This window comes from Caballeronia sp. INML2 (genome assembly GCF_023631365.1).
GTDB lineage: Bacteria > Pseudomonadota > Gammaproteobacteria > Burkholderiales > Burkholderiaceae > Caballeronia > Caballeronia turbans.
The window spans coordinates 18761-44124 of record NZ_JALQDH010000009.1 but is presented as its reverse complement, the minus strand read 5'-3'; the positions used below and the strand labels follow the sequence as shown (position 1 = coordinate 44124).

The 25364-nt window shown below is 63.7% G+C and carries 22 protein-coding genes; 15 read left to right on the top strand and 7 right to left on the bottom strand.

Features of this window, described 5'->3' with window-relative positions:
* Positions 1 to 113: 113 nt before the first annotated feature.
* Together clpA and clpS are read right to left on the bottom strand one after the other, a co-directional pair.
* Positions 114 to 2417 carry an ATP-dependent Clp protease ATP-binding subunit ClpA gene (gene clpA / locus NCT32_RS02820; RefSeq protein ID WP_061117638.1) on the bottom strand — a complete coding sequence of 768 codons (2304 nt, stop codon included), beginning with the start codon at positions 2415 to 2417 and terminating at the stop codon, positions 114 to 116.
* On the bottom strand, positions 2414 to 2728 hold the full coding sequence (gene clpS, locus NCT32_RS02815) for an ATP-dependent Clp protease adapter ClpS (RefSeq protein ID WP_008351199.1): 315 nt from the start codon (positions 2726 to 2728) through the stop codon (positions 2414 to 2416). Before clpS ends, clpA begins: the two co-directional genes overlap by 4 nt.
* Positions 2729 to 3249: 521 nt before the next feature.
* Between clpS and cspD the strand changes: the two genes are divergently transcribed.
* The gene (gene cspD, locus NCT32_RS02810) at positions 3250 to 3456 is read left to right on the top strand and encodes a cold shock domain-containing protein CspD (protein ID WP_008351201.1); all 207 of its coding nucleotides are present in this window, start codon (positions 3250 to 3252) and stop codon (positions 3454 to 3456) included.
* A gap of 159 nt (positions 3457 to 3615) precedes the next feature.
* Here the strand turns inward: cspD and icd are convergent, their stop codons facing one another.
* Positions 3616 to 4872 carry an NADP-dependent isocitrate dehydrogenase gene (gene icd, locus NCT32_RS02805; protein ID WP_061117639.1) on the bottom strand — a complete coding sequence of 419 codons (1257 nt, stop codon included), beginning with the start codon at positions 4870 to 4872 and terminating at the stop codon, positions 3616 to 3618.
* A 203-nt stretch (positions 4873 to 5075) separates the two neighbouring features.
* Here icd and NCT32_RS02800 point away from each other — a divergent pair, with 203 nt between their 5' ends.
* The 10 genes from NCT32_RS02800 to NCT32_RS02755 all read left to right on the top strand — a co-directional run bounded on the left by NCT32_RS02800 (position 5076) and on the right by NCT32_RS02755 (position 16135).
* Positions 5076 to 5651 (top strand): pseudouridine synthase, encoded by a 576-nt coding sequence (locus NCT32_RS02800; RefSeq protein WP_061117640.1) that lies wholly within the window; start codon positions 5076 to 5078, stop codon positions 5649 to 5651.
* 381 nt (positions 5652 to 6032) lie between these two features.
* On the top strand, positions 6033 to 6239 hold the full coding sequence (locus NCT32_RS02795) for a hypothetical protein (protein ID WP_061117641.1): 207 nt from the start codon (positions 6033 to 6035) through the stop codon (positions 6237 to 6239).
* A 280-nt stretch (positions 6240 to 6519) separates the two neighbouring features.
* Positions 6520 to 6957, top strand: coding sequence for a DUF192 domain-containing protein (locus NCT32_RS02790; protein WP_061117866.1), 438 nt, complete (start codon positions 6520 to 6522; stop codon positions 6955 to 6957).
* A gap of 235 nt (positions 6958 to 7192) precedes the next feature.
* On the top strand, positions 7193 to 9298 hold the full coding sequence (fusA, locus tag NCT32_RS02785; protein WP_061117642.1) for an elongation factor G: 2106 nt from the start codon (positions 7193 to 7195) through the stop codon (positions 9296 to 9298).
* Between the two features lie 96 nt (positions 9299 to 9394).
* Positions 9395 to 9877, top strand: a complete 483-nt coding sequence (locus tag NCT32_RS02780) for a cupin domain-containing protein (protein ID WP_035497879.1) — start codon at positions 9395 to 9397, stop codon at positions 9875 to 9877.
* 142 nt (positions 9878 to 10019) lie between these two features.
* Complete coding sequence (locus tag NCT32_RS02775) at positions 10020 to 11681, top strand: ABC transporter substrate-binding protein (protein WP_061117643.1); 1662 nt, start codon at positions 10020 to 10022, stop codon at positions 11679 to 11681.
* Positions 11682 to 12701 (top strand): ABC transporter permease, encoded by a 1020-nt coding sequence (locus tag NCT32_RS02770; protein WP_061117644.1) that lies wholly within the window; start codon positions 11682 to 11684, stop codon positions 12699 to 12701.
* Positions 12698 to 13561: an ABC transporter permease gene (locus NCT32_RS02765; protein ID WP_061117645.1), complete on the top strand. Its 864-nt coding sequence runs from the start codon at positions 12698 to 12700 to the stop codon at positions 13559 to 13561. Before NCT32_RS02770 ends, NCT32_RS02765 begins: the two co-directional genes overlap by 4 nt.
* Positions 13558 to 15627: an ABC transporter ATP-binding protein gene (locus NCT32_RS02760; RefSeq protein ID WP_061117646.1), complete on the top strand. Its 2070-nt coding sequence runs from the start codon at positions 13558 to 13560 to the stop codon at positions 15625 to 15627. The genes NCT32_RS02765 and NCT32_RS02760 overlap by 4 nt, the downstream gene beginning before the upstream one ends.
* Positions 15628 to 15715: 88 nt before the next feature.
* Positions 15716 to 16135 (top strand): hypothetical protein, encoded by a 420-nt coding sequence (locus tag NCT32_RS02755; RefSeq protein WP_061117647.1) that lies wholly within the window; start codon positions 15716 to 15718, stop codon positions 16133 to 16135.
* 12 nt (positions 16136 to 16147) lie between these two features.
* On the opposite strand, the gene NCT32_RS02750 is transcribed toward NCT32_RS02755, so the two are convergent.
* The 3 genes from NCT32_RS02750 to NCT32_RS02740 are packed head-to-tail and all read right to left on the bottom strand — an operon-like array spanning position 16148 to position 17463.
* Positions 16148 to 16996 (bottom strand): aldo/keto reductase, encoded by an 849-nt coding sequence (locus NCT32_RS02750; protein ID WP_250489878.1) that lies wholly within the window; start codon positions 16994 to 16996, stop codon positions 16148 to 16150.
* A 27-nt stretch (positions 16997 to 17023) separates the two neighbouring features.
* Positions 17024 to 17176, bottom strand: a complete 153-nt coding sequence (locus NCT32_RS02745; protein WP_250489877.1) for a hypothetical protein — start codon at positions 17174 to 17176, stop codon at positions 17024 to 17026.
* Positions 17173 to 17463, bottom strand: a complete 291-nt coding sequence (locus NCT32_RS02740) for a hypothetical protein (protein WP_250489879.1) — start codon at positions 17461 to 17463, stop codon at positions 17173 to 17175. Before NCT32_RS02740 ends, NCT32_RS02745 begins: the two co-directional genes overlap by 4 nt.
* 713 nt (positions 17464 to 18176) lie before the next feature.
* Between NCT32_RS02740 and NCT32_RS02735 the strand changes: the two genes are divergently transcribed.
* The gene (locus tag NCT32_RS02735; RefSeq protein WP_061117650.1) at positions 18177 to 19175 is read left to right on the top strand and encodes a LysR family transcriptional regulator; all 999 of its coding nucleotides are present in this window, start codon (positions 18177 to 18179) and stop codon (positions 19173 to 19175) included.
* 90 nt (positions 19176 to 19265) lie between these two features.
* On the opposite strand, the gene NCT32_RS02730 is transcribed toward NCT32_RS02735, so the two are convergent.
* A complete protein-coding gene (locus tag NCT32_RS02730; RefSeq protein WP_086960950.1) occupies positions 19266 to 19772 on the bottom strand; it encodes a plasmid fertility inhibition factor family protein in 507 nt (168 codons plus the stop codon).
* A gap of 234 nt (positions 19773 to 20006) precedes the next feature.
* Here NCT32_RS02730 and NCT32_RS02725 point away from each other — a divergent pair, with 234 nt between their 5' ends.
* Genes NCT32_RS02725 through NCT32_RS02715 form a run of 3 tightly spaced genes read left to right on the top strand, consistent with a single transcriptional unit; the run spans position 20007 to position 25329 of the window.
* Entirely contained in the window at positions 20007 to 21047 is a 1041-nt protein-coding gene (locus tag NCT32_RS02725; protein ID WP_250489876.1) for a ligase-associated DNA damage response exonuclease, read from the top strand.
* Positions 21044 to 22711, top strand: coding sequence for an ATP-dependent DNA ligase (locus NCT32_RS02720; RefSeq protein WP_061117652.1), 1668 nt, complete (start codon positions 21044 to 21046; stop codon positions 22709 to 22711). Before NCT32_RS02725 ends, NCT32_RS02720 begins: the two co-directional genes overlap by 4 nt.
* Positions 22708 to 25329, top strand: coding sequence for a ligase-associated DNA damage response DEXH box helicase (locus NCT32_RS02715; protein ID WP_061117653.1), 2622 nt, complete (start codon positions 22708 to 22710; stop codon positions 25327 to 25329). Before NCT32_RS02720 ends, NCT32_RS02715 begins: the two co-directional genes overlap by 4 nt.
* Positions 25330 to 25364 lie beyond the last annotated feature (35 nt).

Genomic DNA, 25364 nt, shown 5'->3' with positions numbered 1-25364 from the left:
TGAGTCCCGTGCAATACAGAACTCAGGCCTTGGCTACCCGCTAGACTTTAACCGTCCAACTTCGCGGGGTCAGTTCAAACCCGCGCCGTTTTTACTTCCAAAGACCCCTTCGATCAATCCACTTCGATTGCTTCCGGATTCGGATTGCGCGGCGGCGCCGAGTTTTCGTCGAACGTGAGCTGTACCTTGTCGTCCGCATCGACATCCACCGTCACGCGGCCACCGTTGAGCAGCTTGCCGAACAGCAGTTCATCGGCCAGTGCACGACGGATCGTGTCCTGAATCAGACGCTGCATCGGGCGAGCGCCCATCAGCGGATCGAAACCGTGCTTCGCGAGATGCTTGCGCAATGCATCGGTAAAGACCGCATCGACCTTCTTCTCGTGCAATTGATCTTCCAGTTGCATGAGGAACTTGTCGACCACGCGCAGGATGATTTCCTCGTCCAGCGAGCGGAAGCTGATGATCGCGTCCAGACGGTTACGGAACTCCGGCGTGAACATGCGCTTGATGTCGGCCATTTCGTCGCCCGATTCGCGGCGCGACGTGAAACCGATCACCGACTTGCCCATCGTCTCGGCACCCGCGTTCGTCGTCATGATGATGATGACGTTGCGGAAGTCCGCCTTGCGGCCGTTGTTATCCGTCAGCGTGCCGTGATCCATCACCTGCAGCAGCACGTTGTAGATATCCGGATGCGCCTTCTCGATTTCGTCGAGCAGCAGCACGCAGTGCGGCTTCTTCGTGACGGCTTCGGTCAGAAGACCACCCTGATCGAACCCGACATAGCCCGGCGGCGCACCGATCAGACGGCTGACCGCATGGCGCTCCATATATTCCGACATGTCGAAGCGCAGCAGCTCGATGCCAAGCGTGAACGCCAGTTGCTTCGCGACCTCGGTCTTGCCGACGCCCGTCGGCCCGGAGAAAAGGAACGCGCCGATCGGCTTGTCCGTTTTGCCGAGTCCCGCGCGCGCCATCTTGATCGATGCCGACAGCGCATCGATGGCCGGATCCTGGCCGAACACGACGGCCTTCAGATCGCGATCGAGCGTCTGGAGCTTGCTGCGATCGTCCTGCGAAACGCTCTGCGCCGGCACGCGCGCGATCTTCGAGATGATCTCCTCGATCTCGCTCTTGCCGATGGTCTTCTTCTGCTTCGACTTCGGCAGGATGCGTTGCGCCGCGCCCGCTTCGTCGATCACGTCGATGGCCTTGTCCGGCAGATGACGATCCGTGATGAAGCGCGCCGACAGCTCCGCCGCCGCGGACAACGCACCCGACGAATACTTCACGCCGTGATGCTCTTCGAAACGCGTCTTGAGGCCGCGCAGAATTGCCACGGTCTGCTCGACGGTCGGCTCGGTGACATCCACCTTCTGGAAACGACGCGACAACGCCGCGTCCTTCTCGAAGATGCCGCGATATTCCGTAAACGTAGTTGCACCGATGCACTTCAACTGACCCGACGACAACGCCGGCTTCAGCAGGTTCGACGCATCGAGCGTGCCGCCCGAAGCCGCGCCCGCGCCGATCAGCGTATGAATTTCGTCGATGAACAGAATGGCGTGCGGACGCTCCTTCAGTTCCTTGAGCACCGTCTTCAGACGTTGTTCGAAATCGCCGCGATACTTCGTGCCCGCGAGCAGCGCACCCATGTCGAGCGAATACACCTGCGCGTCAGCGAGAATGTCCGGCACTTCGCCGCGCGTGATGCGCCAGGCGAGCCCTTCTGCGATCGCAGTTTTGCCCACGCCGGCTTCACCCACGAGCAGAGGATTGTTCTTGCGACGGCGGCACAACACCTGCACCACGCGCTCGACTTCCAGTTCGCGGCCGATCAGCGGATCGATCTTGCCATCCTTCGCGAGCTGATTGAGGTTTTGCGTGAACTGCGCAAGCGGCGTTTCCTTTTGCGCAGCGGCGTCTTCCGACTCCGGATTGGCTTCGCTGTTCGTCTTCGCGGCGTCGCCGCTGTTCGTCTTCGCGATGCCGTGCGAAATGAAATTCACGACATCGAGACGCGTGACGCCCTGCTGCTGCAGGTAGTACACCGCGTGCGAGTCCTTCTCGCCGAAGATCGCCACCAGCACGTTCGCGCCGGTCACTTCCTTCTTGCCGTTCGAGGTCGATTGCACGTGCATGATCGCGCGCTGGATCACGCGCTGGAAACCAAGCGTCGGCTGAGTATCGACGTCGTCCGTCCCCGGCACGGTCGGCGTGTTGTCATGAATGAAATTGCGCAGGTTCTGACGCAAATCTTCAATGTTGGCTGCGCAGGCGCGCAACACTTCAGCCGCGGTCGGATTGTCCAACAGGGCGAGCAGCAGATGCTCGACCGTTATGAACTCGTGCCGCGCCTGACGTGCTTCCATAAACGCCATGTGCAGACTGACTTCCAGTTCCTGGGCAATCATGCTTCCTCCATCACGCACTGCAGCGGGTGTCCCGCTTGCCGTGCATGGCTAACGACTTGCTCAACTTTGGTCGACGCGATATCCCGCGTGTAGACCCCACAAACTCCCCTGCCTTCGCGATGAACCTTCAGCATGATCTGCGTCGCAGTCTCACGATCTTTATTGAAGTATTCCTGCACGATCATCACGACGAATTCCATCGGCGTGAAGTCGTCATTCAGCAGCACCACCTTGTACATGGCCGGCTTCTTGAGCTTCTGCTCCTGCCGCTCCAGTACCGTGCCATCCTGCTTGTTGGGATTGATCGCCATACACCCATTCTAAACAACACGGACGTCCTTGCAATTGCCGCTCCAGCACCGACCGCCCGGTCGGAATGCAACGCTGAAAACTGCATTCGCACAGCTATCGTCCATTCAATCCTGCCGCTGCCCAACGCTTCGGCGCGGCCCGCTTGCCCCTCGTCGAAACGAGTATCGCACAGCTTCAAAAAAAACAAACCGAGCAGGCGCCGCGGGCCGCCGGGTAACACACACGTGAGTCGATTATGCGACTTTTCAAGATGGCGTGCTTGGACGGCAGCACACACGCAAAGCAGGAATTACCCTACGAATGTGCTCTTTGCAACGAGCTTAACGGCCATCCCAAAAATTCCTTGACACCCGATTTAAGAGATTTAACAATCAAACTGGCACTTTTTTCCGGGGGCCAACCACGGACGAAAAAAGAGGCCGAGGTGAGCTTGTGAGGAGGGGGCGGTTCACAATGTGGGGTGGCCGTCGAGCTTTTCGAGCGTGCTCTGGGTGCGACAAGAGTTAGAGGGGAAGTACGAATGTCTACTGGTACGGTCAAGTGGTTCAACGACGCGAAAGGCTACGGATTCATCACGCCCGATGAAGGCGGCGAGGATCTGTTTGCACATTTCTCGGCGATTCAAATGAACGGTTTCAAGACGCTCAAAGAAGGCCAGAAGGTCAGCTTCGAGATCGTCCAGGGACCGAAGGGCAAGCAGGCTTCGAACATCCAGGACGCTGCCTGACCGTTCGATCGAACTTTGCCTCGTGAAACCCGGCCTCCGAGCCGGGTTTTTTTTCGTTCGGCGCTTCTCAAATATATGAAGCGCTGGCGCCCAGTCAAAAACCCCGCAAGGCGCAAGCCTTCCGGGGTTTTACTTAACACATCGAACTGAGGTGAGTCCTCACATATTCTCGATCATCACCTGTCCGAAGCCTGAACACGATACCTGCGTCGCACCTTCCATCAGGCGCGCGAAGTCGTACGTGACGCGCTTCGAAAGAATCGATTGCTCCATCGACGAAATGATGCGGTCCGCGGCCTCGAACCAGCCGAGGTGGCGCAGCATCATTTCAGCCGAGAGAATTTCCGAACCTGGATTCACATAGTCCTTGCCCGCGTACTTCGGCGCCGTGCCGTGCGTCGCTTCGAACATTGCGACGGAATCGGACATGTTCGCGCCCGGCGCGATGCCGATGCCGCCCACCTGTGCCGCGAGCGCGTCCGAGACGTAATCGCCGTTCAGGTTGAGCGTCGCGATCACGTCGTATTCGGCCGGACGCAGCAGGATTTGCTGCAGGAACGCATCGGCGATCACATCCTTCACGACGATGTCATTGCCCGATTTCGGATTCTTCACCTTCATCCACGGACCGCCGTCGATCAGTTCCGCGTTGAACTCCTTCTGCGCGAGCGCATAACCGTAGTCGCGGAACGCGCCTTCGGTGAACTTCATGATATTGCCCTTGTGCACCAGCGTCACCGAGCGACGGTCGTTGTCGATCGCGTATTGAATCGCCTTGCGCACGAGCCGCTCCGTGCCCTCGCGCGACACCGGCTTGATTCCGAGCCCCGACGAATCCGGGAAACGGATCTTCGTCACGCCCATTTCCTCGCGCAGGAACTTGATGACCTTCTTCGCCTCGGCCGAATCCGCCGGCCATTCGATACCCGCGTAGATGTCCTCGGAATTCTCGCGGAAGATCACCATGTCGATCTTCTCCGGCTCGCGCACCGGCGAGGGCACGCCCTTGAAATAGCGCACCGGCCGCAGACACACATACAGATCGAGCTGTTGACGAAGCGCAACGTTCAGTGAACGGATGCCGCCGCCGACGGGCGTCGTGAGCGGCCCTTTGATCGACACGATGTAGTCCTTCACCACATCGAGGGTCTCGTCGGGCAGCCACACATCGGGGCCGTAGACGCGCGTCGCCTTTTCGCCCGCGAAGATTTCCATCCATTGAATCTTGCGCTTGCCGTCGTAGGCCTTTTCCACCGCCGCATCGACGACCTTGATCATCACCGGCGTGATGTCGACGCCCGTGCCGTCGCCCTCGATGTACGGGATGATCGGCTGATCGGGGACGTTGAGCGAGAAATCCGCGTTGACGGTGATCTTGTCACCGTCCGCCGGAACCTTGATGTGCTGATACGGCATGGTCGACTCCAAATAAGGCCGGACTTGAGTGGAAGCAAACAAACTGGAAAGAGAACGATGCGATGCAGCATGCGGGGGCGACGCACAGCCCCCAATGTTCGTCATTACATCATTCTAACCATGCTGGCCCGCCCCGGCGCGCCCGACGGGGCCTGGCGCATGCATTAAGATGCCGCATCCGATCACCCCGCGCGCCGCCTTGCATGTCACTCATCGCCCTGAACAAGCCCTTCGGCACCATCTGCCAGTTTTCCGCGCACGAAACGCGCGCATCGCTCGGCGACTGGGTCAAGACGCCGGGCGTGTATCCCGCGGGCAGACTCGACGCGGACAGCGAAGGGCTGCTCCTGCTCACCGATGACGGCGCACTGCAAGCCCGCATCGCAGAGCCGCGTCACAAGCTCGTGAAGCGGTATTGGGCGCAGGTCGAAGGCGCACCCGACGCAGCCGCGCTCGCGCGTCTCGCGAAAGGCGTCGATCTCGGCGACTATGTGACGCGTCCCTGCCGCACCGCATTCGTCGGTGCACACGACATCGACGCACTCTGGCCGCGCACGCCGCCGATCCGCTTTCGCGCCGCCATCCCGACGACGTGGATCGAGCTGGCCATCACCGAAGGCAAGAACCGGCAGGTCAGACGCATGACGGCGGCGGCCGGTTATCCGACCTTGCGGCTCGTGCGCGTGGCGATCGGCGCGCTCGATGTCTTCGCGCTGGGCATCGCCCCCGGCGAGACCGCGGACGTTGCGCCAGACGCGCCGTGGCAACGCGTTCGTTGAATCGCATTCAACTATCTCGCAAATAAGCGCCTTTGCATCGTTCAGTGCGATGCGCTTAAACGCAGTGTCATGAAGATCGAGTAGCGCAAATCTCGAAACGAATATTTTTTGTTCTGCTGCGCATTTCTCCGTAAATCGCGTCAACCGACTCCGCGCGCGACGCGTTAAGGGCGTCAGATGCCGCAGAAAGCTATCCGGCATGAGCGAAAACTGATTACAACAACCTGTGTGCTCCAGGGAGTTTGAAAGGTTCAAGCGTTCACAGTCGTATCGAGATTAATTTATCGACTCGACTGTCAACCGAAAGGTAGATGGCTCGTTTACTGACATGACTCAATGACCGGGTCGTTTGGTTAATTAACTCAAGCTGAGGATTCACAGATGAACAAACTGATCGCTGCTCTCGTCGCTGGCCTGTTCGCAACCGCTGCATTCGCACAAGAAGCTTCGGCACCGGCCGCTGCTGCTCCGGCTGCTGCTGCTTCGTCGGCTCACAAGTCGTCGCACAAGAAGTCGCACAAGTCGTCGCACAAGTCGCACAAGAAGGCAGCCGCTTCGGCGCCGGAAGCCGCTTCGGCAGCTCAGTAAGTTCGTTGTAAAACGGCGGTATAGCGAAGTCAAAAACGAGCATTACCGTCGTCTTTACGGCGTTGAAGGGCAGATGGCCGCAAGGCGTCTGCCCTTTTGTTTTGTGCCTGCGCATCAAGTAACATGCGCGGGGCCGCCGGCTTTCCGGCACAACGTTTGTCTTGAAAGGAGCATCGTCGTGAATCTGTTGTTGCGTGCCTTGGTGTCACCATTCAGTTCGACGGCTTCGGCCCGGCGCGCGCGCATCGCCGCCACGATTCGAGCATGCGTGATCGCATTGATGCTGCCATTCGCAGCCGTCCCGCTCGCGCAGGCACAGACAATGCCCCCCGGCGCCAAGCAGCCGTCCGACTTTCCGCGCGCGAAGCTCACCGCGGGCATGTACGTGATCGATGCCGCCGTCGCCGCGAACGATGCCGATCGCGAGCAAGGCCTCATGTATCGCACGAAGCTCGCACCGAACGAAGGCATGCTCTTCGTTTTCAATGAAAACGCCGTGCATTGCTTCTGGATGAAGAACACGCTGATTCCGCTGTCGATCGCGTTCATTCGCGCGGACGGCACGATCACCGACATCGACGAAATGCAGGCCGAGACCGAGAACAATCACTGCCCGCGCAATAACGGCGTGTATGCGCTCGAAATGCCCAAAGGCTGGTTCGCCGCGAAGGGCATCAAGCCCGGCATGCAGCTCAAGGGCCTGCCGCGCGCGCAATAGCCCGCAATAAGTCCGCAACAAGCCCTTTTCGCCCGACCAGGAAACCGGCGTCGTCGCACGACACGCCGGTTTTTTTGCGTCCGGAAAGTCCCCTCCGCCGAGCTGGCAGGATTCCTGCAAAGAGCTTGCCGACGCGCTATCCTAAAAAGATTCAGCGCGACGCATCTCACCACTTCAGGTCGCGCCGAAGGTCGCCGCACGGCGACCAGGGTCGACACATCCACAGGAGGTTCACGTGCCCCGCAAGACTCCCATCGAGCGCTATCGGAACATTGGCATTAGCGCTCACATCGATGCCGGCAAGACGACGACTACCGAGCGCATCCTTTTCTACACCGGCGTGACGCACAAGATCGGCGAGGTTCACGACGGCGCGGCCACGATGGACTGGATGGAGCAGGAGCAGGAACGCGGCATCACGATCACCTCCGCAGCGACGACGGCCTTCTGGAAAGGCATGGCCGGCAATTACCCGGAACACCGGATCAACATTATCGACACACCGGGACACGTCGATTTCACGATCGAGGTCGAGCGTTCGATGCGCGTGCTCGACGGCGCGTGCATGGTCTACGACTCGGTCGGCGGCGTGCAGCCGCAGTCGGAAACCGTGTGGCGTCAGGCGAACAAGTACAAGGTCCCGCGCATCGCGTTCGTGAACAAGATGGACCGCGTCGGCGCGGACTTCTTCCGCGTGCAGCGGCAGATCGGCGAGCGCCTCAAAGGGGTTGCGGTGCCGATCCAGATTCCGATCGGCGCGGAAGAGCATTTTCAGGGTGTCGTCGATCTGGTGAAGATGAAGGCGATCGTCTGGGACGACGATAGCCAGGGCATCAAGTTCACCTACGAGGAGATTCCCGACAACCTCAAGGAACTCGCGCACGAATGGCGCGGAAAGATGGTCGAGGCGGCCGCCGAGTCGAGCGAGGAGCTGCTCGAAAAGTATCTCGACGACCACGAGAGCCTGACCGAGGAAGAAATCAAGGCGGCGCTACGCAAGCGCACCATCGCGAACGAAATCGTGCCGATGCTGTGCGGCAGCGCGTTCAAGAACAAGGGCGTGCAGGCGATGCTCGACGCGGTGATCGACTACCTGCCCTCGCCCGTCGATGTCCCCGCGATTCTCGGCCACACGGAAGACGACAAGGAAGCGGAACGCCATCCGAGCGATGACGAGCCGTTCTCCGCGCTTGCGTTCAAGATCATGACGGACCCGTTCGTCGGCCAGTTGATCTTCTTCCGCACCTACTCGGGCGTCGTGAATTCGGGCGACACCGTCTACAACCCGGTGAAGGAAAAGAAGGAGCGCCTCGGCCGCATCCTGCAGATGCACGCGAACGAGCGCAAGGAAATCAAGGAAGTGCGCGCGGGCGACATCGCGGCGGCGGTCGGTCTCAAGGAAGCGACGACCGGCGATACGCTGTGCGATCCGAATCACATCATCATCCTGGAACGCATGATCTTCCCCGAACCGGTGATCTCGCAGGCCGTCGAGCCGAAGACCAAGGTCGATCAGGAGAAGATGGGCATCGCGCTGAATCGTCTCGCACAGGAAGATCCGTCGTTCCGCGTGACGAGCGACGAGGAATCCGGCCAGACGATCATCTCCGGCATGGGCGAGCTGCACCTCGAAATTCTCGTCGACCGGATGAAGCGCGAATTCGGCGTCGAGGCGACCGTCGGCAAGCCGCAGGTCGCGTATCGCGAGACGGTGCGCAACAAGGTCGAGGACGTCGAGGGCAAGTTCGTCAAGCAGTCGGGCGGGCGCGGCCAGTACGGTCACGCGGTGATCGCGCTGGAGCCGGACCCGGGCAAGGGCTACGAGTTCGTCGACCAGATCAAGGGCGGCGTGATTCCGCGCGAGTTCATTCCGGCCGTGGACAAGGGCATTCAGGAGACGCTCAAGGCGGGCGTGCTCGCGGGCTATCCGGTGGTCGACGTGAAGGTGCGGCTGACCTTCGGTTCGTACCACGACGTCGATTCGAACGAAAACGCGTTCCGCATGGCCGGCTCGATGGCCTTCAAGGAAGCAATGCGCCGCGCCAAGCCCGTGCTGCTCGAACCGATGATGGCCGTCGAAGTGGAAACGCCCGAAGAGTTCATGGGCAACGTGATGGGCGATCTCTCCGGCCGGCGCGGGATGGTGCAGGGCATGGAAGACATCGCGGGCGGCGGCGGCAAGCTGGTGCGCGCGGAAGTGCCGCTTGCCGAGATGTTCGGCTACTCGACGTCGCTGCGTTCGCTGACGCAAGGCCGCGCGACCTATACGATGGAGTTCAAGCACTACGCGGAGACGCCGTCGAACGTGTCGGAGGCCATCATCAACGCGAAAGCGAAATAATCGCGATCGAACCGTGTAGTATCGGAAGTCCGTTGCTCGCTCTGTTGGTGGCGGCAACGGACTTTTCCTTATCCGCAGACGATAAACCGTACCGACATGAGCGACGCACATCAGCACATCGATTGGCGCGAACACGGCGTCAAGGTCATCAAGGGCGATCAGCTCGACACCAACACTCCGCAGACGCCGGGCATGAACCGCGCGGCTGCCATCAACGCGGCGCGCGTCGGCGCGCAGAAGATCTGGGCCGGCACGGTCACGATCCATCCGAATGCGAAGACCGGCGCGCATCACCATGGCGCGCTCGAGAGCGTCATTTATGTCGTGCGCGGCCAGGCGCGCATGCGCTGGGGCGAGCATCTCGAATTCACCGCCGAGGCCGGTCCCGGCGATTTCATTTTCGTGCCGCCCTACGTGCCGCATCAGGAAATCAACGCCAGCACCGACGATCCGCTCGAATGCGTGCTCGTGCGCAGCGACAATGAAGCGGTGGTGGTGAATCTCAACATCGATGCCGTGGAAAAGCCCGAGGAAGTCTATTGGGTCGATCCGATTCACAAGCATCCACACGATCACTGAAGCGGGCGCAGAGACGCGCGATGCAGCCTCGGCGCGCGCCTTGCTACCTCCCGAAGACGCGGCGGCGCTTTTCGGCGCGGCTAACCTGATCGCTTGCGCGGCGCAGCCCGGGCGAGCGCGACAACGACAACATCCGCACACGATGAAAAAACCTTCGACCGACGCGCATTTCCTCGACCTCGCCCGCCCGCATGCGGGCGAACTGGGCAATCACGCGATCGACGAGTTCATGGCCGGGCGCCTCACGCGCCGCGAGCTGCTGCGTCATGCGAGCATGCTCGGCATCGCGCTGTCGGCGGGCGGCCTCCTCGGCATGCCGGGCGCGCGTGCGCAAGGCGCGGGCAAGCCCGGCGGCACGATCCGCGTCGCGCATCTGATGCCCGCGGGCGCCGTCGATCCGCTCACCGTGACCGACGCCGCCGGTCTCGCGCTCATCAATCAGACGGGCGAATTCCTGATCGACGACGACAGCGAACATCTGACGCTCAAGCCCGCGCTCGCGCTGTCGTGGTCGTCGAATGCGAAAGGCGACGTGTGGACCTTCAAGCTGCGCCAGAACGTGAAGTTCCACGACGGCCAGCCGATGACCGCGAAGGACGTCGTCGCCACGTTCAATCGCCTGTCCGATCCGGGCGCGGGCTCAGCGGCGCTGTCGGTGTTGAAGGGCGTGCTGTCGAAGGATTCGGCGAAGGCCATCGACGATCACACCGTCGAATTCCATCTCGATGCGCCCAACGGCAATTTCCCGTATTACGTTTCCTCGGATACGTATAACGCGGTGATCCTGCCGGCCAATTTCACCGGGCCCTACGAGAAGACCTTCATGGGCACGGGCGCGCTGAAGCTCGAGAAATACACGCCGAAGGTCGGTGCGTCTTTCGTGCGCAATCCCGACTACTGGGGCGAGAAATCGCTGCCCGATCGCGTGACCTTCTCCTTCTACGCCGACCAGCAGGCGCAACTCCTCGCGATGCAAGGCCGCCAGGCCGACGTGATGGGCGACTTCACCGTGCAGGGCGGCGTCTCGATTCTGACGAATCCGCAGTTCAAGGTGCTCGGCACGAAGTCGAGCTCGCATCGCCAGATTCACATGCGCTGCGACATGTCGCCGTTCAAGGACAAGCGCGTGCGTCAGGCGCTCGCGCTCGCGATCGACCGCGAGATCATCGTGAAGGGGCTCTTTCGCGGCCGCGCGACCGTCGGCAACGACAGCCCCTTCGCGCCGGTCTTTCCGTCGAGCGATCTCGCGGTGCCGCAGCGCAGGATCGACATCGCTCAAGCGAAGAAACTGATGAGCGAAGCCGGCGTCGCGAACGGCTTCGACGTCACGCTCACGACCGAGAAGTACATGGAGATTCCCGATCTCGCGGTCGTCGTGCAGAACGCGGCGAAGGCGATCGGCATTCGCATCCAGCTGAAGGTGGAGAGCCAGGACCTGTATTACGGCTCGGGCACGTTCGGCAAGTCGGACTGGCTGGATTCGCCGCTCGGCATCACCGATTACGGGCATCGCGGCGTGCCGAACGTGTTCCTCAACGCGCCGTTGACGAGCGGCGGCACCTGGAACGCCGCGCACTTCAGGAATCCGCAATACGACCAGCTCGTCGCGCAGTTCGTCGCGGCGCTCGATGTCGCGTCGCAGAAGAAGTTGTCCGGCAAGATCCAGCGCCTGCTGCTCGATGAAACGCCGGTCGTGATCCCCTACTTCTACGACCAGCTGATCGTCACGCGCGCCAACGTCTCGGGCGTGCGCTTCAACGCGATCTCGCAGATGTGGTTCGACCGCGCGACGGTATCCGCGTAAATGAGCACGATCACGCCGACGGCGCACGTAGCCGACTTCGCCAAAATGAAACGCATCGTGCGCTTCATCGGCGTGCGGCTGCTGCTCGCGCTCGTCACGCTCTGGCTTTTGTCGATGATCGTCTTCGCCGGCGGTCAGCTCCTGCCGGGCGATGTCGGCCGCGCGATCCTCGGCCCGCTCGCCGATGCGCGCGCCGTCGCGGCGCTTAATCATCAACTGGGCGTCGACCGGCCGCTTTTCACGCAGTATTCGAGCTGGATCGGCCACTTCCTGCGCGGCGACATGGGCGAGTCATATGCGTTTCGCGCGCCGGTCGCGCCGTTCATCGGCAATGCGCTGTGGAACTCGGCGAAGCTCGGCGCGCTCGCGTTCGTCGTCGTGGTGCCGCTCGGCATCGCGGGCGGCGTCTACGCGGCGTTGCACGCGGGGCGCTGGATCGACAGAGTCATCAGCATCGGCGGACTGACGGCGACGGTCGTGCCGGAGTTCGTCTCGTCGATCGTGCTGATCCTGATCTTCGGCGTGTGGCTGCAATGGCTGCCGATCGAAGCGACCGCGCCCGCCGACGCCGGCGTTTTCACGCAACTGGCGCATCTGGTCCTGCCGGTGCTGCCGCTCGTCTTCGTGTTCTTCGGCTATATCGCGCGTATGGCGCGCGCGGGCACCGTCGAGGCGCTCGACGCCGATTACACGCGCACCGCGATTCTCAAAGGCCTGCCGCAGCGCGTCGTGATTCTTCGCCACGTGCTGCGCAATGCGCTCCTGCCGACCGTGACCGTCGCCGCGACGCAGCTCGGCTACATGATCGGCGGCCTCGTCGTCGTGGAGACGCTGTTCCACTATCAGGGCATCGGCTCGCTGATCTATACCGCCGCGCGAGGCAAGGACTTTCCGATGCTCGAAGCGGGCGTGCTGACCATCGGCGTGATCTATACGGCGGCGAATCTCATCGCGGACGCGCTCTACATCGTGCTCAACCCGCGTCTGCGTAACGCCGATTCGAGCGGAGACGCCCGATGAGCACGACCGTCGCGCCGCAAACGCCAGTCAGGCCGCGCCGCTTCGAAGCGCTCGGCGCGCTGATGCGCTCGGCCACCTTCGATATCGGCGTGCTGATCCTGCTCTTCTGGGTGCTGTGCGCGCTCTTCGGCCATTGGCTCGTGCCGCACGATCCCTACGCATCCGACCCGCTCAACTCGCTCGTCGCCCCTTCCGGCGATCACTGGTTCGGCACGGATCAGCTCGGCCGCGACGTGTTCGCGCGCGTGATCGTCGGCTCGCGCGACATCCTGACCATCGCGCCGCTCGCCACCTTGCTCGGCACCGCGGCGGGCACGGCGATCGGGCTCGTCGTCGGCTATTTCGACGGCTGGGTCGATGCCGTCGTCGGCCGCGTGATCGATGCGCTGCTGGCGCTGCCGCTCGTGATCGTCGCGCTGCTCGCGCTGGCCGCCGTCGGCGCGAGCAACACGACGGTGATTCTCGTCATCGGCCTGACGTTCGCGCCGATCACCGCGCGCACCGTGCGCGCAGCGGTCCTGAGCGAGCGCCATCTGGACTACGTGCTCGCGGCGCAACTGCGCGGCGAGAACGCGCTCTACATCATGTTCGCGGAGATCCTGCCGAATGTGCTGCCGCCGATCATCGTCGAGGCGACCGTGCGACTCGGCTACGCGATCTTCGCCGTCGCCACGCTCTCGTTCCTGGGTTTCGGCATCCAGCCGCCCTCGGCCGACTGGGGCCTCGCGCTGTCCGAAAGCTACACGCTGATGGCGGGCGGCGCGTGGTGGACCGTCGTTTTCGACGCCGCCGCGATCGCCTCGCTCGTGATCGCGGTGAATCTCGTCGCCGATGCCGTGCAAGGAGTGCTGGACCGATGAACGGACCGCCGCCATCGGCTTTCCCAACCTTCGGCGCCGCGAAAGGCGACCAGGCCGACGCGCTCACGATCGTCGGCCTCACCGTCGCGTATCGTTCGCGCGGCCGCGAGCGCGAGGTCCTGCAGGACGTGACATTGCGCGTGAAACGCGGCGAGGCGTATGGGCTCGTCGGCGAATCGGGCTGCGGCAAGTCGACCGCCGCGCTCGCGGTGCTGCGCTACCTGCCGCGCAACGGGCGCGTGAAGGCGGGCCGCATATCGATCGCGGGGCGCGACGTCGCATCGCTGAACGCGGACGCGCTGCGCGGCATGCGCGCCAATGCCGTGTCGATGGTCTATCAGGATCCGGGGCGCGCGCTGAATCCGTCGCTCACGATCGCGCGGCAAGTCTCCGAGGCGTTCGAAGTCACGGGCGCATCCGCCGACGAAGCGCTGTCGCGCACCGCCGAGATGCTGAGGCGCGTGCGCATCGCCTCGCCCGAGCGCGTGATGGAGAGTTATCCGCATCAGTTGTCGGGCGGGATGCAGCAGCGCGTGGTCATCGCGATGGCGCTCGCGTGCAACCCCGAACTGCTGATTCTCGACGAGCCGACGACCGGGCTCGATGCCACCGTCGAAGCCGAAGTGCTCGATCTCATCGCGCAGTTGCGCGCGGAGCTCGGCACGGCCGTGCTCTTCATCAGCCACAACCTCGCGGTGATCGGGCGCATGTGCGATCGCGTCGGCGTGTTGTATGCGGGCAAGCTCGTCGAGGAAGGCACGACCGCCGACGTGTTCGCGAAGCCCCGGCATCCATACACCGTCGGCCTGCTGCGCTGCCTGCCGCGTGAGGCGCTCGCCAAGGCAAGCGGGCGGCTCGATACGATTCCCGGCTCGCTGCCGTTGCCGGGATCGATCGCGCAAGGCTGCATCTTCGCGCCGCGCTGCAAGCTCGCCGACGAGCGCTGTCTCAGGGACGCGCCGCCGCCCTATCGCATCGCGTCGGCGCACGGCGATCAGATGGCGCGCTGCCACTATCACGAACGCGCGCACATGCTGCCGCGCTCGACCGAGGAAGCGCCGGCGCATGTCGCAAACGGCGAGGATCAGCCGCTCGCGCTGTCCGCGCGCAATCTCTCGAAGACCTTCCGTGTCGGCGATGAAGAAGTGCGCGCCGTGCACGACGTCTCGCTCGATCTCGTGCAAGGGGAGACGCTCGGACTCGTCGGCGAATCGGGCAGCGGCAAGACGACGCTCGCGAAGCTCCTGCTCGGACTCGTGTCGCCGGATAAAGGCGCGTCGCTCGAACTCGAGGGCGCGTTCCTGCCCGAGCGCGTGACCAAGCGCAGCGACGCGCAGGTGAAGTCCCTGCAGATCGTTTTCCAGAATCCGGATTCCGCGCTGAACCGCGCGCATTCGGTGCGGCGGCTGATCGCGCGTTCGCTGTCGAAGCTCGCGTCGCTGCATGGCGAGGCAAAGGAACAGCGCCTGCATACGCTGACGGAAGCCGTGCGCCTGCCGGCGCGCTATCTCGGCTCACGCACGCGGCAATTGTCGGGCGGACTGAAGCAGCGCGTCGCGATCGCGCGCGCGTTCGCGGGCGATCCGCGCGTCGTGGTCTGCGACGAGCCGACGTCCGCGCTGGACGTCTCCGTGCAGGCCGCGATCCTCAATCTGCTCGCGGACCTGCAGCGCGAGCGGCGCGTGAGCTACGTATTCATCTCGCACGATCTGCATGTCGTGCGTTATCTGTCGGACCGCATCGCGGTGCTGTATCTCGGGCGCATCATGGAGATCGGGCGCGCGGCCGCGGTCTTCGACGGACCGCAGCATCCGTACACCGAAGCATTGCTGTCGTCGATGCCGTCGATCGACGGGACGCACGCGAAGCGCATCCGGCTGTCGGGCGAGTTGCCGAGCGCGGCGAATCCGCCTTCGGGCTGCGTGTTTCATACGCGCTGCCCGCGCAAGATCGGCGCGATCTGCGAGACAGAAACGCCGCCGTGCCGCGATGCGGACGACGGGCACGCGATCCATTGCCACATTCCCGTCGACGAATTGCGAATCCTGCAGCGTCAAGAGCGATAAGCGCGGCAAAGCGCTCATTCGTCGGAACCAAAGCGGCTTCCCGCGTCTCTCATCGGTTCGATGTTCAACGATAACGAGGATTCAACCGATGAAACCCGCCCTTTCCGCCGCGCTCTGTGCGCTCACCTTCGGCGTCGCGATGGCCGCACAGGCGCAGACCGCGCCGCAGGCACCGACACCCGGCGCCGCCGATCCGAGCTTCTCCGCCTACGCGCTCGTTCAGCAGTGCGCCGCGAAAGCCGACAACACGGCGCAGGGCCAATGCGTGGGCGCGGTGCGCGGCATCGTGCGCGGTTATCAATATGGCGTGCTGTTCCTGTCGCAGCGCGCTTCGCTGCCGGTCAGCGAGACGCAGCGCATCTCGCTGTGCCTGACGGATACGACGGTGTCGTCGATCGTCGATGACTTCATCTCGGACGCGAAGCAGGTCAACGAAGCGGATCTCCGGCGCACGCCCGCCGAAGTCGCCGTGCTCGGCTCGGTGCACGCGCATCATGCGTGCACCTGATCGCGCGCGGCATCAGAGCATTTCCAGCGAGCGCTTCGACTTCGGCGGCTTGAACTGCTGATCGATGTCGGCGAGTTCGTCGGCGGACAAATGAAGGTCGAGCGCGGCGCGATTCTCCCGGACGTGCGCGAGGTCCGCCGCCTTTGGAATCGCAAACACCTGCGGCTGTTGCAGCACCCACGCGAGCGCGACCTGAAACGCCGACACGCCGCGCGCCGCCGCGATCTTTTCGAGCGCGCCGCCACGCGGCAGGCGCGCGTGATCGACCGGGCTATATGCCATCGCGGGCATGCGGCGCTCGCGCAGCCACGGCAGCAGGTCGAATTCCGGCCCGCGCCGCGCGACGTTGTACAGGATCTGATCGGTTGCGCAGGCGTCGCCGCCGTCGATCGAAAAGAGCTCGTCGAGGTCGTCGGTGTCGAAGTTGCTCACGCCCCAATGCCGAATCTTGCCGTCGCGCTTCAGTTTCTCGAAGCCTGCGACCACGCCTTCCAGATCCTCGCCGCCGCGCCAGTGCAACAGATACAGATCGATGCGATCGGTCTTCAGACGCTTCAGGCTGCGTTCACATGCGGCCTGCACGCCGCGCTCGCTGCCGTTATGCGGATATACCTTGCTGACGATGAACAGCTCGTCGCGCCGGTCGCCGAGCGCCTCCGCGACGAGCTTCTCGCTTTCGCCGTCGCCGTACATTTCGGCGGTATCGATGAGCGTCATGCCGAGTTCGACGCCTTCGCGCAGCGCGGCGATCTCGCTCTTGCGCGCGTTCGCGCGCTCGCCCATTTCCCAGGTGCCCTGACCGAGCTTCGGGATCGCTTCGCCCGTTGGAAGCGTGACTGTCGACGCACTGGATTGAGCCATGAAAAAGCCTCCTTGTGTGTCTGCCGATTATGGCGCAAGGAGCACGCCCGTCATGTCACACGAGTCCGACACGAGCGGCTGGAGCGCGATGAGCGAGCGGTCACGCCGCAGGCGGCGCACGCTGGAATTGTCCTCGACGCGCTTCTCCAGTTCGCCGATGGAAACCGCGGCCGCCGTCACTCTGAACGCGCGGCCGCCGCTCGCCGAGCCTGGACCACACGCGCCGCGCTTCGTCGCGCAGCATAGTCACCTGCAGCCGCGCGGTGTCGGCGGCAGGCAGGCCGGTTGATGGCCTCCGGTGCCGCGCCGATCGCGGCGGACTCCGTTGCGCCGCCCGCGAGCAGGCCCGCATCCAGCTTGAGGACGATGACAGCGCCCAGCACGAGCGCGACCACGACGACGATATCGACGATCAACGGCGCGCGTCGTAATCGACAGCCGCGCCCGATGTTCGCGAAGAACCGCAGGCCGCCCGTGAAACCGGGCGTAAAAATGAATAGCGCAAATACGATGTTCTTGAGATTCGCGAATTACACGCGCCGGTTTGCCGAGAAATCGACGCAACGCTAAGCATGCCGCAGACGCCGCGAGTTGAATGGCCCAACTTCACGAAGCCGATGAGATAGCCGATTGCGAGACTTCAAAACAGAAAAATTGTGCGGCAAGCGGGTTCCATATCACGGCACCTTCAATATTTTTTGATCAGAATGGCGCACTTCTCGTTAAGTGAATCGAATAGGCTTTCGGTGTAATCTTTCAGTAAGACTCTTTATCAAAATACAAAATCAATAACCAAAATCTTTCAACGGGGCTTTCTGATATATCAATCCCCCGTTCGCAGTTGTGCCAGCAGGAAATTCGATGATTTAAGAAAACACTACATATATCATAAAAAATTCTGCGAAAAGTGAATCCGATCTGCCGAAAAGCCTTATATATAACGGCTCTGGAAAGGATCGTTCCAGATTAAAGAACGACGCCCCGGGTTCGATAACCGCTTCCCAAAACAAAGTCGGCCGCTCGTAAAAAAATCCCTTTCCCTGCAAAACTTTCTGATTTTAATATTGCAATCTTGTCTGCCTGTCAATATTATCAGATTCATAGGCCGTCAATCGCTGGACACGCGCATGTGATATGCGCGTAGATCCGGCTCCACGTAGTACACCGCGAGGCACTCACGATGAACCAGATTCATGCAATGCGCGTCTTCGTGCGCGTGGCGGACACAGAAAGTTTTCGCCGCGCCGCGCAACAACTAGACGTCTCGAACGCGCTGGTCACTCGGGCTATTGCCATGCTCGAAGCGCATTTGAGGACCCGCCTAATTAACCGCACGACCCGCAATCTTTCCCTCACCGAAGCCGGCACGCGTTACCTGGAAGGCTGCCGCGCGTTGCTCGAAGAACTGGACCATCTGGAATCGACCGTCACCCACACGGAGGGCGAGCCGAGCGGCACGCTGCGCGTCGTCGCCTCTAGCGCGCTCTCGCTGCTCACGCTCACGCCGCTCATCGACGGCTTTCGAAAGGTCTATCCCAAGGTCAATGTGCGCCTGACTCTCGCCGAGCGGCACGTCGATCTTGTCGAGGACGGATACGACGTCGGCATTGTCACGGCTTTCATGGTGTCGAGCACGGCGCTCATCGAGCGGCCCGTCGGCACCAACTCGCTCGTGCCGGTCGCGACGCCGGCATTCGTCGCCGAGCATGGCATGCCCACCTCGCCCACCGACTTGCACGCACTGCCTTCCGTGGGACTGCCGAACGAGATGCGCAGCCAGACGTGGCACTTCCGGCATCGTCTCGGCGACGCGGATCAGATCACGCTCGCGCCCGTGTACACGGTCAACAATGGGCTGATGGTGCGTCTCGCCACGCTCAAGAGCATGGGCTTCTCGATCCTTCCCGAAGGCATCGTGCGCGCGGATCTCGAAGAAGGCACGCTCGTTCGCCTGCTGGACGGCTATTCGATCGACGACCCCGACATGAAGATATCGATCGTGTATCCGGGAAGGCAGTATCTGCCGGCGAAAACGCGCTTTTTCATCGACTACGCGCTCGACTATCTGGGTCGGGAATTCGCCGCCAGAGGCATGCGTTCCGAGGAGACCCTGCGCCCGCCGATGCAGTCGGTCATGCCCTTGCAAACGATGCGGGGCGCCTCGGCGACCGCGAACTGAAGACCTCTCGAACAAAAGGGCCGGATGACGTCTGAGCCGTCCGCCCATTGGCGCCGCGAACCGAACATCATTGCCCGGTTCGCGCAGCGCTCAAGTCTCCCCGTACTCCGCACTTGACGCATCCGGCGCCGCGCACATCTCGCGCAGCAATGCCGCCTCGCGCTCGTGCACCTCCACCGGCATGCACAAGGCGCCGGCGTGAGCGAGATAGCGCGCGCGATGCTGCCCGTTGCGAAACGCAACGACCCCTTCCCGATGCACGCCCAGCAGTCCGAGCAAGCCCGGCGAGCGGCGCACGCTGATCGTAACGTAGGGCATTTCGGGTACGCGCGGATTGTCCGGGTCCAGGAACTCGCGGATGCCGCGCACCTTGCCCGCGTGCCAGTCATCGACGGCCTTGAGCACGTAATCGGTGTCGTCGCGATCGGCGCACTCGAGGAGTCTTCGGACGTCGACGAGCACGACCTGATGGCGCGAGCCGAAGTCGTTGAACACCCGTTTCAGGCGCACGAAGTCGTACTGCGGATGGCCCTGGAGCCTGACGATCCAGACCGCTTCTGCGGCGGTCGGCGCAACCATCGTGTCCATGTTCGGCATATGAAGGAGACCGCGGCGCGCGCGCCCCGTGCGCGCGTGTTTCGCTGGCATGCGGCCCGAGCGCAAGCCACTAAACATGCCGCGCGAGCCAAATAAACTTTTACACCCTAGACGCGATTCATGAAAGCGGCATGACGGGCACGTGGCGTGCTTTTGTTGCCAGAATCGAACACATCCACGTAGCCTGACAACACGCACGGCAAGCGGCTGTCGGCACGCATCCCTCAACGATCAGTGAACACTTCTTCCGATCTCATCGTCGCGCGGCCCGAAGGTCTCTTCTGTGTGCCGGGCAACTTCCATATCGACCCTTGGCGGCCTGTCGAACGCGCGGTCATCACGCACGCGCACGCCGATCACGCGCGCTTCGGCCATGCGCATTATCTGGCTGCGCAACCGGGCGTCGGCGTGTTGTTGTCGAGGCTGCCGGGCATCGACGTGCAAGGGCTCGCCTATGGCGAAGCGGTCGTCGTGAACGGTGTGCGCGTGTCGCTGCATCCCGCGGGGCACGTGCTCGGCTCGGCGCAGGTGCGCGTCGAATACAAGGGGCGCGTGTGGGTTGCGTCCGGCGACTACAAGGTCGAGCCCGATCCGACCTGCGCGCCTTTCGAGCCCGTGCGCTGCGATACGTTCATCACCGAATCGACGTTCGGCCTGCCCATCTACCGATGGGACAGCGCGCACGAGATCTTCGACGGCATCGATTCATGGTGGCGGCACAACGCGGCACAAGGGCGCGCATCGGTGCTCTTCTGCTATTCGTTCGGCAAGGCGCAGCGCGTGCTCGCGGGCGTCGATGCGGCCATCGGCCCGATCTTCTGCCACGGCGCGGTCGAGCCGCTCAATCGCGCATACGCGCAAGCGGGCGTCGCGCTGCCGCAGACGCGCCTCGTCAGCGAAATCGCCGCGAAGGACAAGGCTGCCTTCAAGGGCGCGCTGATCGTCGCGCCGCCGTCCGCGCAAGGCAGCACGTGGATGCGCCGCTTCGGCGATTACAGCGATGCCTTCGCATCCGGCTGGATGCGCCTGCGCGGCACGCGGCGGCGCAAGGGCGTCGATCGCGGCTTCGTGCTCTCGGATCACGCCGACTGGCCCGGCCTGCAACTCGCGATCGGCGCGACGGGCGCGCAACGCGTGATCGTCACGCATGGCCAGATCGAGCCGATGGTGCGCTGGCTCTGCGAACAAGGGCTGGACGCGGGCGCCTTCAAGACCGAATACGGCGACGATGCCATCGAAGCCGAAACGGCAGAGCCCGAGAGCGCCGCCTCATGAAGCGCTTCGCGACGCTCTACGCCGCGCTCGACGCGACGACATCGACCAACGAAAAGCTCGAAGCGCTGATTGCGTATTTCTCGGGCGCGGAGCCGGAAGACGCGGCGTGGGCGTCGTACTTTCTCGCGGGCGGCAAGCCGCGCCAGTCGGTGCCGACGCGCCTTCTCACCGAGTTCGCGCGCGAACGCGCGGGCTTGCCGGAGTGGCTTTTCGAGGAGTCCTATCAGGCGGTCGGTGATCTCGCGGAAACGATCGCGCACGTGCTGCCGCCCGCCTCGGGCGAATCGTCGCTCGGGCTCGCGCAGTGGATCGAGGAACGCGTGCTGACCTTGCGCGGCGCGAATCCGCCGGAGCTGCGCGACCGGCTTCTGAGCTACTGGGACGAGCTGAACTGGAGCGAGCGCTTTCTGCTGACGAAGCTGATCGGCGGCGGCTTTCGTGTGGGCGTCGCGCGGCAGCTCGTCGTGCGCGCGCTCGCGCAGGTCGCGGGTGTCGATCACAAGCGCATCGCGCAACGCATGGTCGGCTGGACCGATTCCCGGCAGGCGCCGGGCGCGGCCCGCTATCTGCGGCTGATCGCGCCGGCCGCCGAAGGCGACGACGTCGACACGCCGCACGAAAGCGATATCGGCCTGCCCTATCCGTTCTTCCTCGCGCATCCTTTGCAGGCGGACCCGGCGACGCTCGGTTCGCCCAACGACTGGATCGTCGAATGGAAATGGGACGGCATACGCGCGCAGCTCGTGAAGCGCGCGGGCCGCGTGTGGATCTGGTCGCGCGGCGAGGATCTCGTCACGGAGCGTTTTCCCGAGCTCGCGTCGCTCGGTGCGGCGCTGCCCGACGGCACCGTGATCGACGGCGAGATTCTCGCGTGGGAGCCGGGCGCGAACGCGCCACTGCCCTTTGCGCGCCTGCAACCGCGCATCACGCGCAAGTCGCTCACCAAAAAGGTGCTCGCCGACTCACCCGCCGCGCTGCTCGCCTACGATCTCCTCGAGACCGATGGCCGGGATCTGCGCATGGAGGCCCTGCATGAACGGCGCACTCGTCTGGATGCGCTCGCTCACTCGCTCTCCACATCGCTCGCGGTCGACTTGCTGCGCGTATCGCCGACGGTGGTCGCATCGGACTGGCCCGCGCTCGCCGCATTGCGCGACGAGAGCCGCGCGCGCGGCGTAGAAGGATTGATGCTGAAGGAACGCGCGTCGATGTACGGCGTCGGGCGCACGAAGGCGTCGGGCACGTGGTGGAAGTGGAAGATCGATCCGTATTCGATCGATGCCGTGCTGCTCTACGCGCAGCGCGGCCACGGACGGCGCGCGAGTCTCTACACGGATTTCACCTTCGCCGTGTGGGACGAAGCCGATGGCGTGCGCACGCTCGTGCCCTTCGCGAAGGCCTATTCCGGGCTGACCGACGAAGAAATGCGCCAGGTCGATGCGATCGTGCGCAAGACGACCATCGAGAAATTCGGGCCGGTGCGCAGCGTCACGCCGACGCTCGTCTTCGAGATCGGCTTCGAAGGAATACAGGCGAGCCCGCGCCACAAATCGGGCATCGCCGTGCGCTTTCCGCGCATGTTGCGCTGGCGCACCGACAAGAAGATCGAAGACGCCGATACGCTCGACATGCTGAAGGGCTTCCTGAACGAGGCGACGGCATGAGCGCGCCGGAGGCATCGGACGAGGACAAGGGCGAGCTTGAAGAAAGGCGACGCGCGCCGCGTCCCCGCCGCGTGCCGCGCACGCGTGCGGCGCAGGCGAAGCTCGACGCGGCAGCCGAGATTTTCACGCCCGCGCCTTTCGCCTACGACGAGAACGAAGCCGTCAGGCCGATCGACGAGCGCATCGCGCATTGGTTCGACGACCGCGGCTGGCAGCCGTTCGAGTTCCAGCGCGAAGCGTGGCGCGAGATCGCGCGCGGCGCGAGCGGCCTGCTGCATGCGACGACCGGCGCGGGCAAGACCTGGGCCGTGTGGCTCGGCGCGCTCGCCGCGTATGCCCACGCGCCGCCGAAGCCGAACGCATTGCCGGCGCCGCTGACCGTCCTCTGGATCACGCCGATGCGCGCGCTCGCCGCCGACAGCGCCCGCGCGCTGCAAAGCGCGGTGAGCGCGCTGTCCGTGCCGTGGACGGTCGGCCTGCGCACCGGCGACACGTCGTCGACGGAACGCGCGCGCCAGAATCGCCGCATGCCCTCCGCGCTCGTGACGACGCCCGAAAGCCTCACGCTGATGCTCACGCGCGCCAATGCGCAGGAGGAACTGAAGCACCTGCGCATGATCGTCGTCGATGAATGGCACGAGTTGCTCGGCAACAAACGCGGCACGCAGACGCAACTCGCGATCGCGCGGCTCGCGCGCTGGCGGCCGGAATTGCAGATCTGGGGCCTGTCCGCCACGCTCGGCAACCTCGCGCTCGCGCACGATGCGTTGCTGCATCCCGTGAAAACGCCGCGCGTCGTCGTGCGCGGCGCGCAGCCGAAGACGCTCGTCGTCGATACGCTGATACCGGAGACGATCGAGCGCTTTCCGTGGGGCGGGCATCTCGGCGTGCGGCAGGTCGGCCCCGTCGCCGATGAAATCGATCACGCGCAGAGCTCGCTCGTATTCACCAATACGCGCTCGCAATCGGAGATCTGGTATCGCGCGCTGCTCGACCTGCGGCCGGAGTGGGCGGGCCTGCTCGCGCTGCATCACGGCTCGCTCGACAAGGAGGTGCGCGATTGGGTGGAACTCGGCCTGAAGAACGGGCAACTGAAGGCGGTCGTGTGCACGTCGAGCCTCGATCTGGGCGTCGATTTTCTGCCGGTCGATCGCGTGTTCCAGATTGGCTCGCCGAAGGGCGTCGCGCGGCTCATGCAGCGCGCGGGGCGCTCCGGCCACGCGCCGGGCCGCGTCTCGCGCGTGACGATCGTGCCGACGCATGCGCTCGAACTCGTCGAAGCAGCGGCGGCGCGCTGGGCGATTCAGGAGCATCGCATCGAAGGCCGCGACATGCCGTTGAAGCCGCTCGACGTGCTGGTGCAGCATCTCGTGACGGTGGCGATCGGCGGCGGCTTCACGCCCGCCGACATGCTCGACGAAGTCCGCACCGCGTATGCGTATCGCGATCTGAAGGCGCACGAGTTCGACTGGGCGCTCGCGTTCGTGGAGCGCGGCGGCACGTCGCTCAAGGCGTATCCGGACTTTCATCGCGTCGTGAAGGGCGATGACGGCGTCTATCGCGTGCCGCGCGAGGATCTCGTGCGCCGGCATCGCAACAACGTCGGAACGATCGTTGCAAACGCAACCATCAACGTGGCGTATATGACGGGCGGGCGCATCGGCGCGATGGAGGAATCGTTCATCTCGCGCCTGAAGCCCGGCGACGTCTTCACCTTCGGCGGACGCGCGCTCGAACTCGTGCGCGTGCGCGACATGACCGCCTATGTGAAACGCGCGAGCTCGTCGCGCGGCGCGATGCCGCAATGGGCCGGCAGCAAAATGCCGCTCTCGTCCGAACTCGCGGACGCCGCGCTCGTGATGCTCGCGCGCGCCAGCGACGGCATCTACGACGAGCCCGAAATGCGCGCAGTCAAGCCGCTGCTCGACCTGCAGGCGAAGTGGTCCGCGCTGCCGGGGCCGGGCGTGCTCGTCGTCGAACTGGTGCGCTCGCGCGAAGGTCATCACTTCTTCTGCTATCCGTTCGCGGGCCGCATGGCGCATATCGGTCTGGGATCGCTGTTCGGCTGGCGGGCGTCACGCGACCAGCCCGGCACGTTCTCCATTTCGATGAACGACTACGGCTTCGAGTTGCTGTCGGCGCGGCCGTTCGACTGGGAAACGCTCATCGCGCAAGGCCTCTTTTCGCCGCAGAATCTGGAGCACGACATCCTGGCGAGTCTCAACGCCTCCGAACTGTCGGCGCGGCGTTTTCGCGAGATAGCGCGCGTGTCGGGGCTGATTTATCAAGGCCATCCGGGGCAGCAAAAAAGCGCGCGGCAGTTGCAGGCGTCGAGCGGACTGTTCTACGAGGTCTTCCGCAAGCACGACAGCGAGAATCTGCTGCTCGCGCAGGCGGATCAGGAAGTGATGCTGCAGGAGCTCGAGCTGGGCCGCATCCGCGCCGCGTTGCAGCGCATGAGCGCGAGCCGCCTCGTGCTCACGCGTCCGAAGAAGCCGACGCCTTTCGCGTTCCCGCTGATCGTCGCGCGGCTGCGCGAGAAGGTGAGCACGGAGAAGCTGTCGGATCGCGTCGAGCGCATGCTCGCGGATCTGGAGAAGGCGGCGCTGCGTCCCTGATGCTTTTCGTGCTGGCGGCGCGGCGAATTCGAACT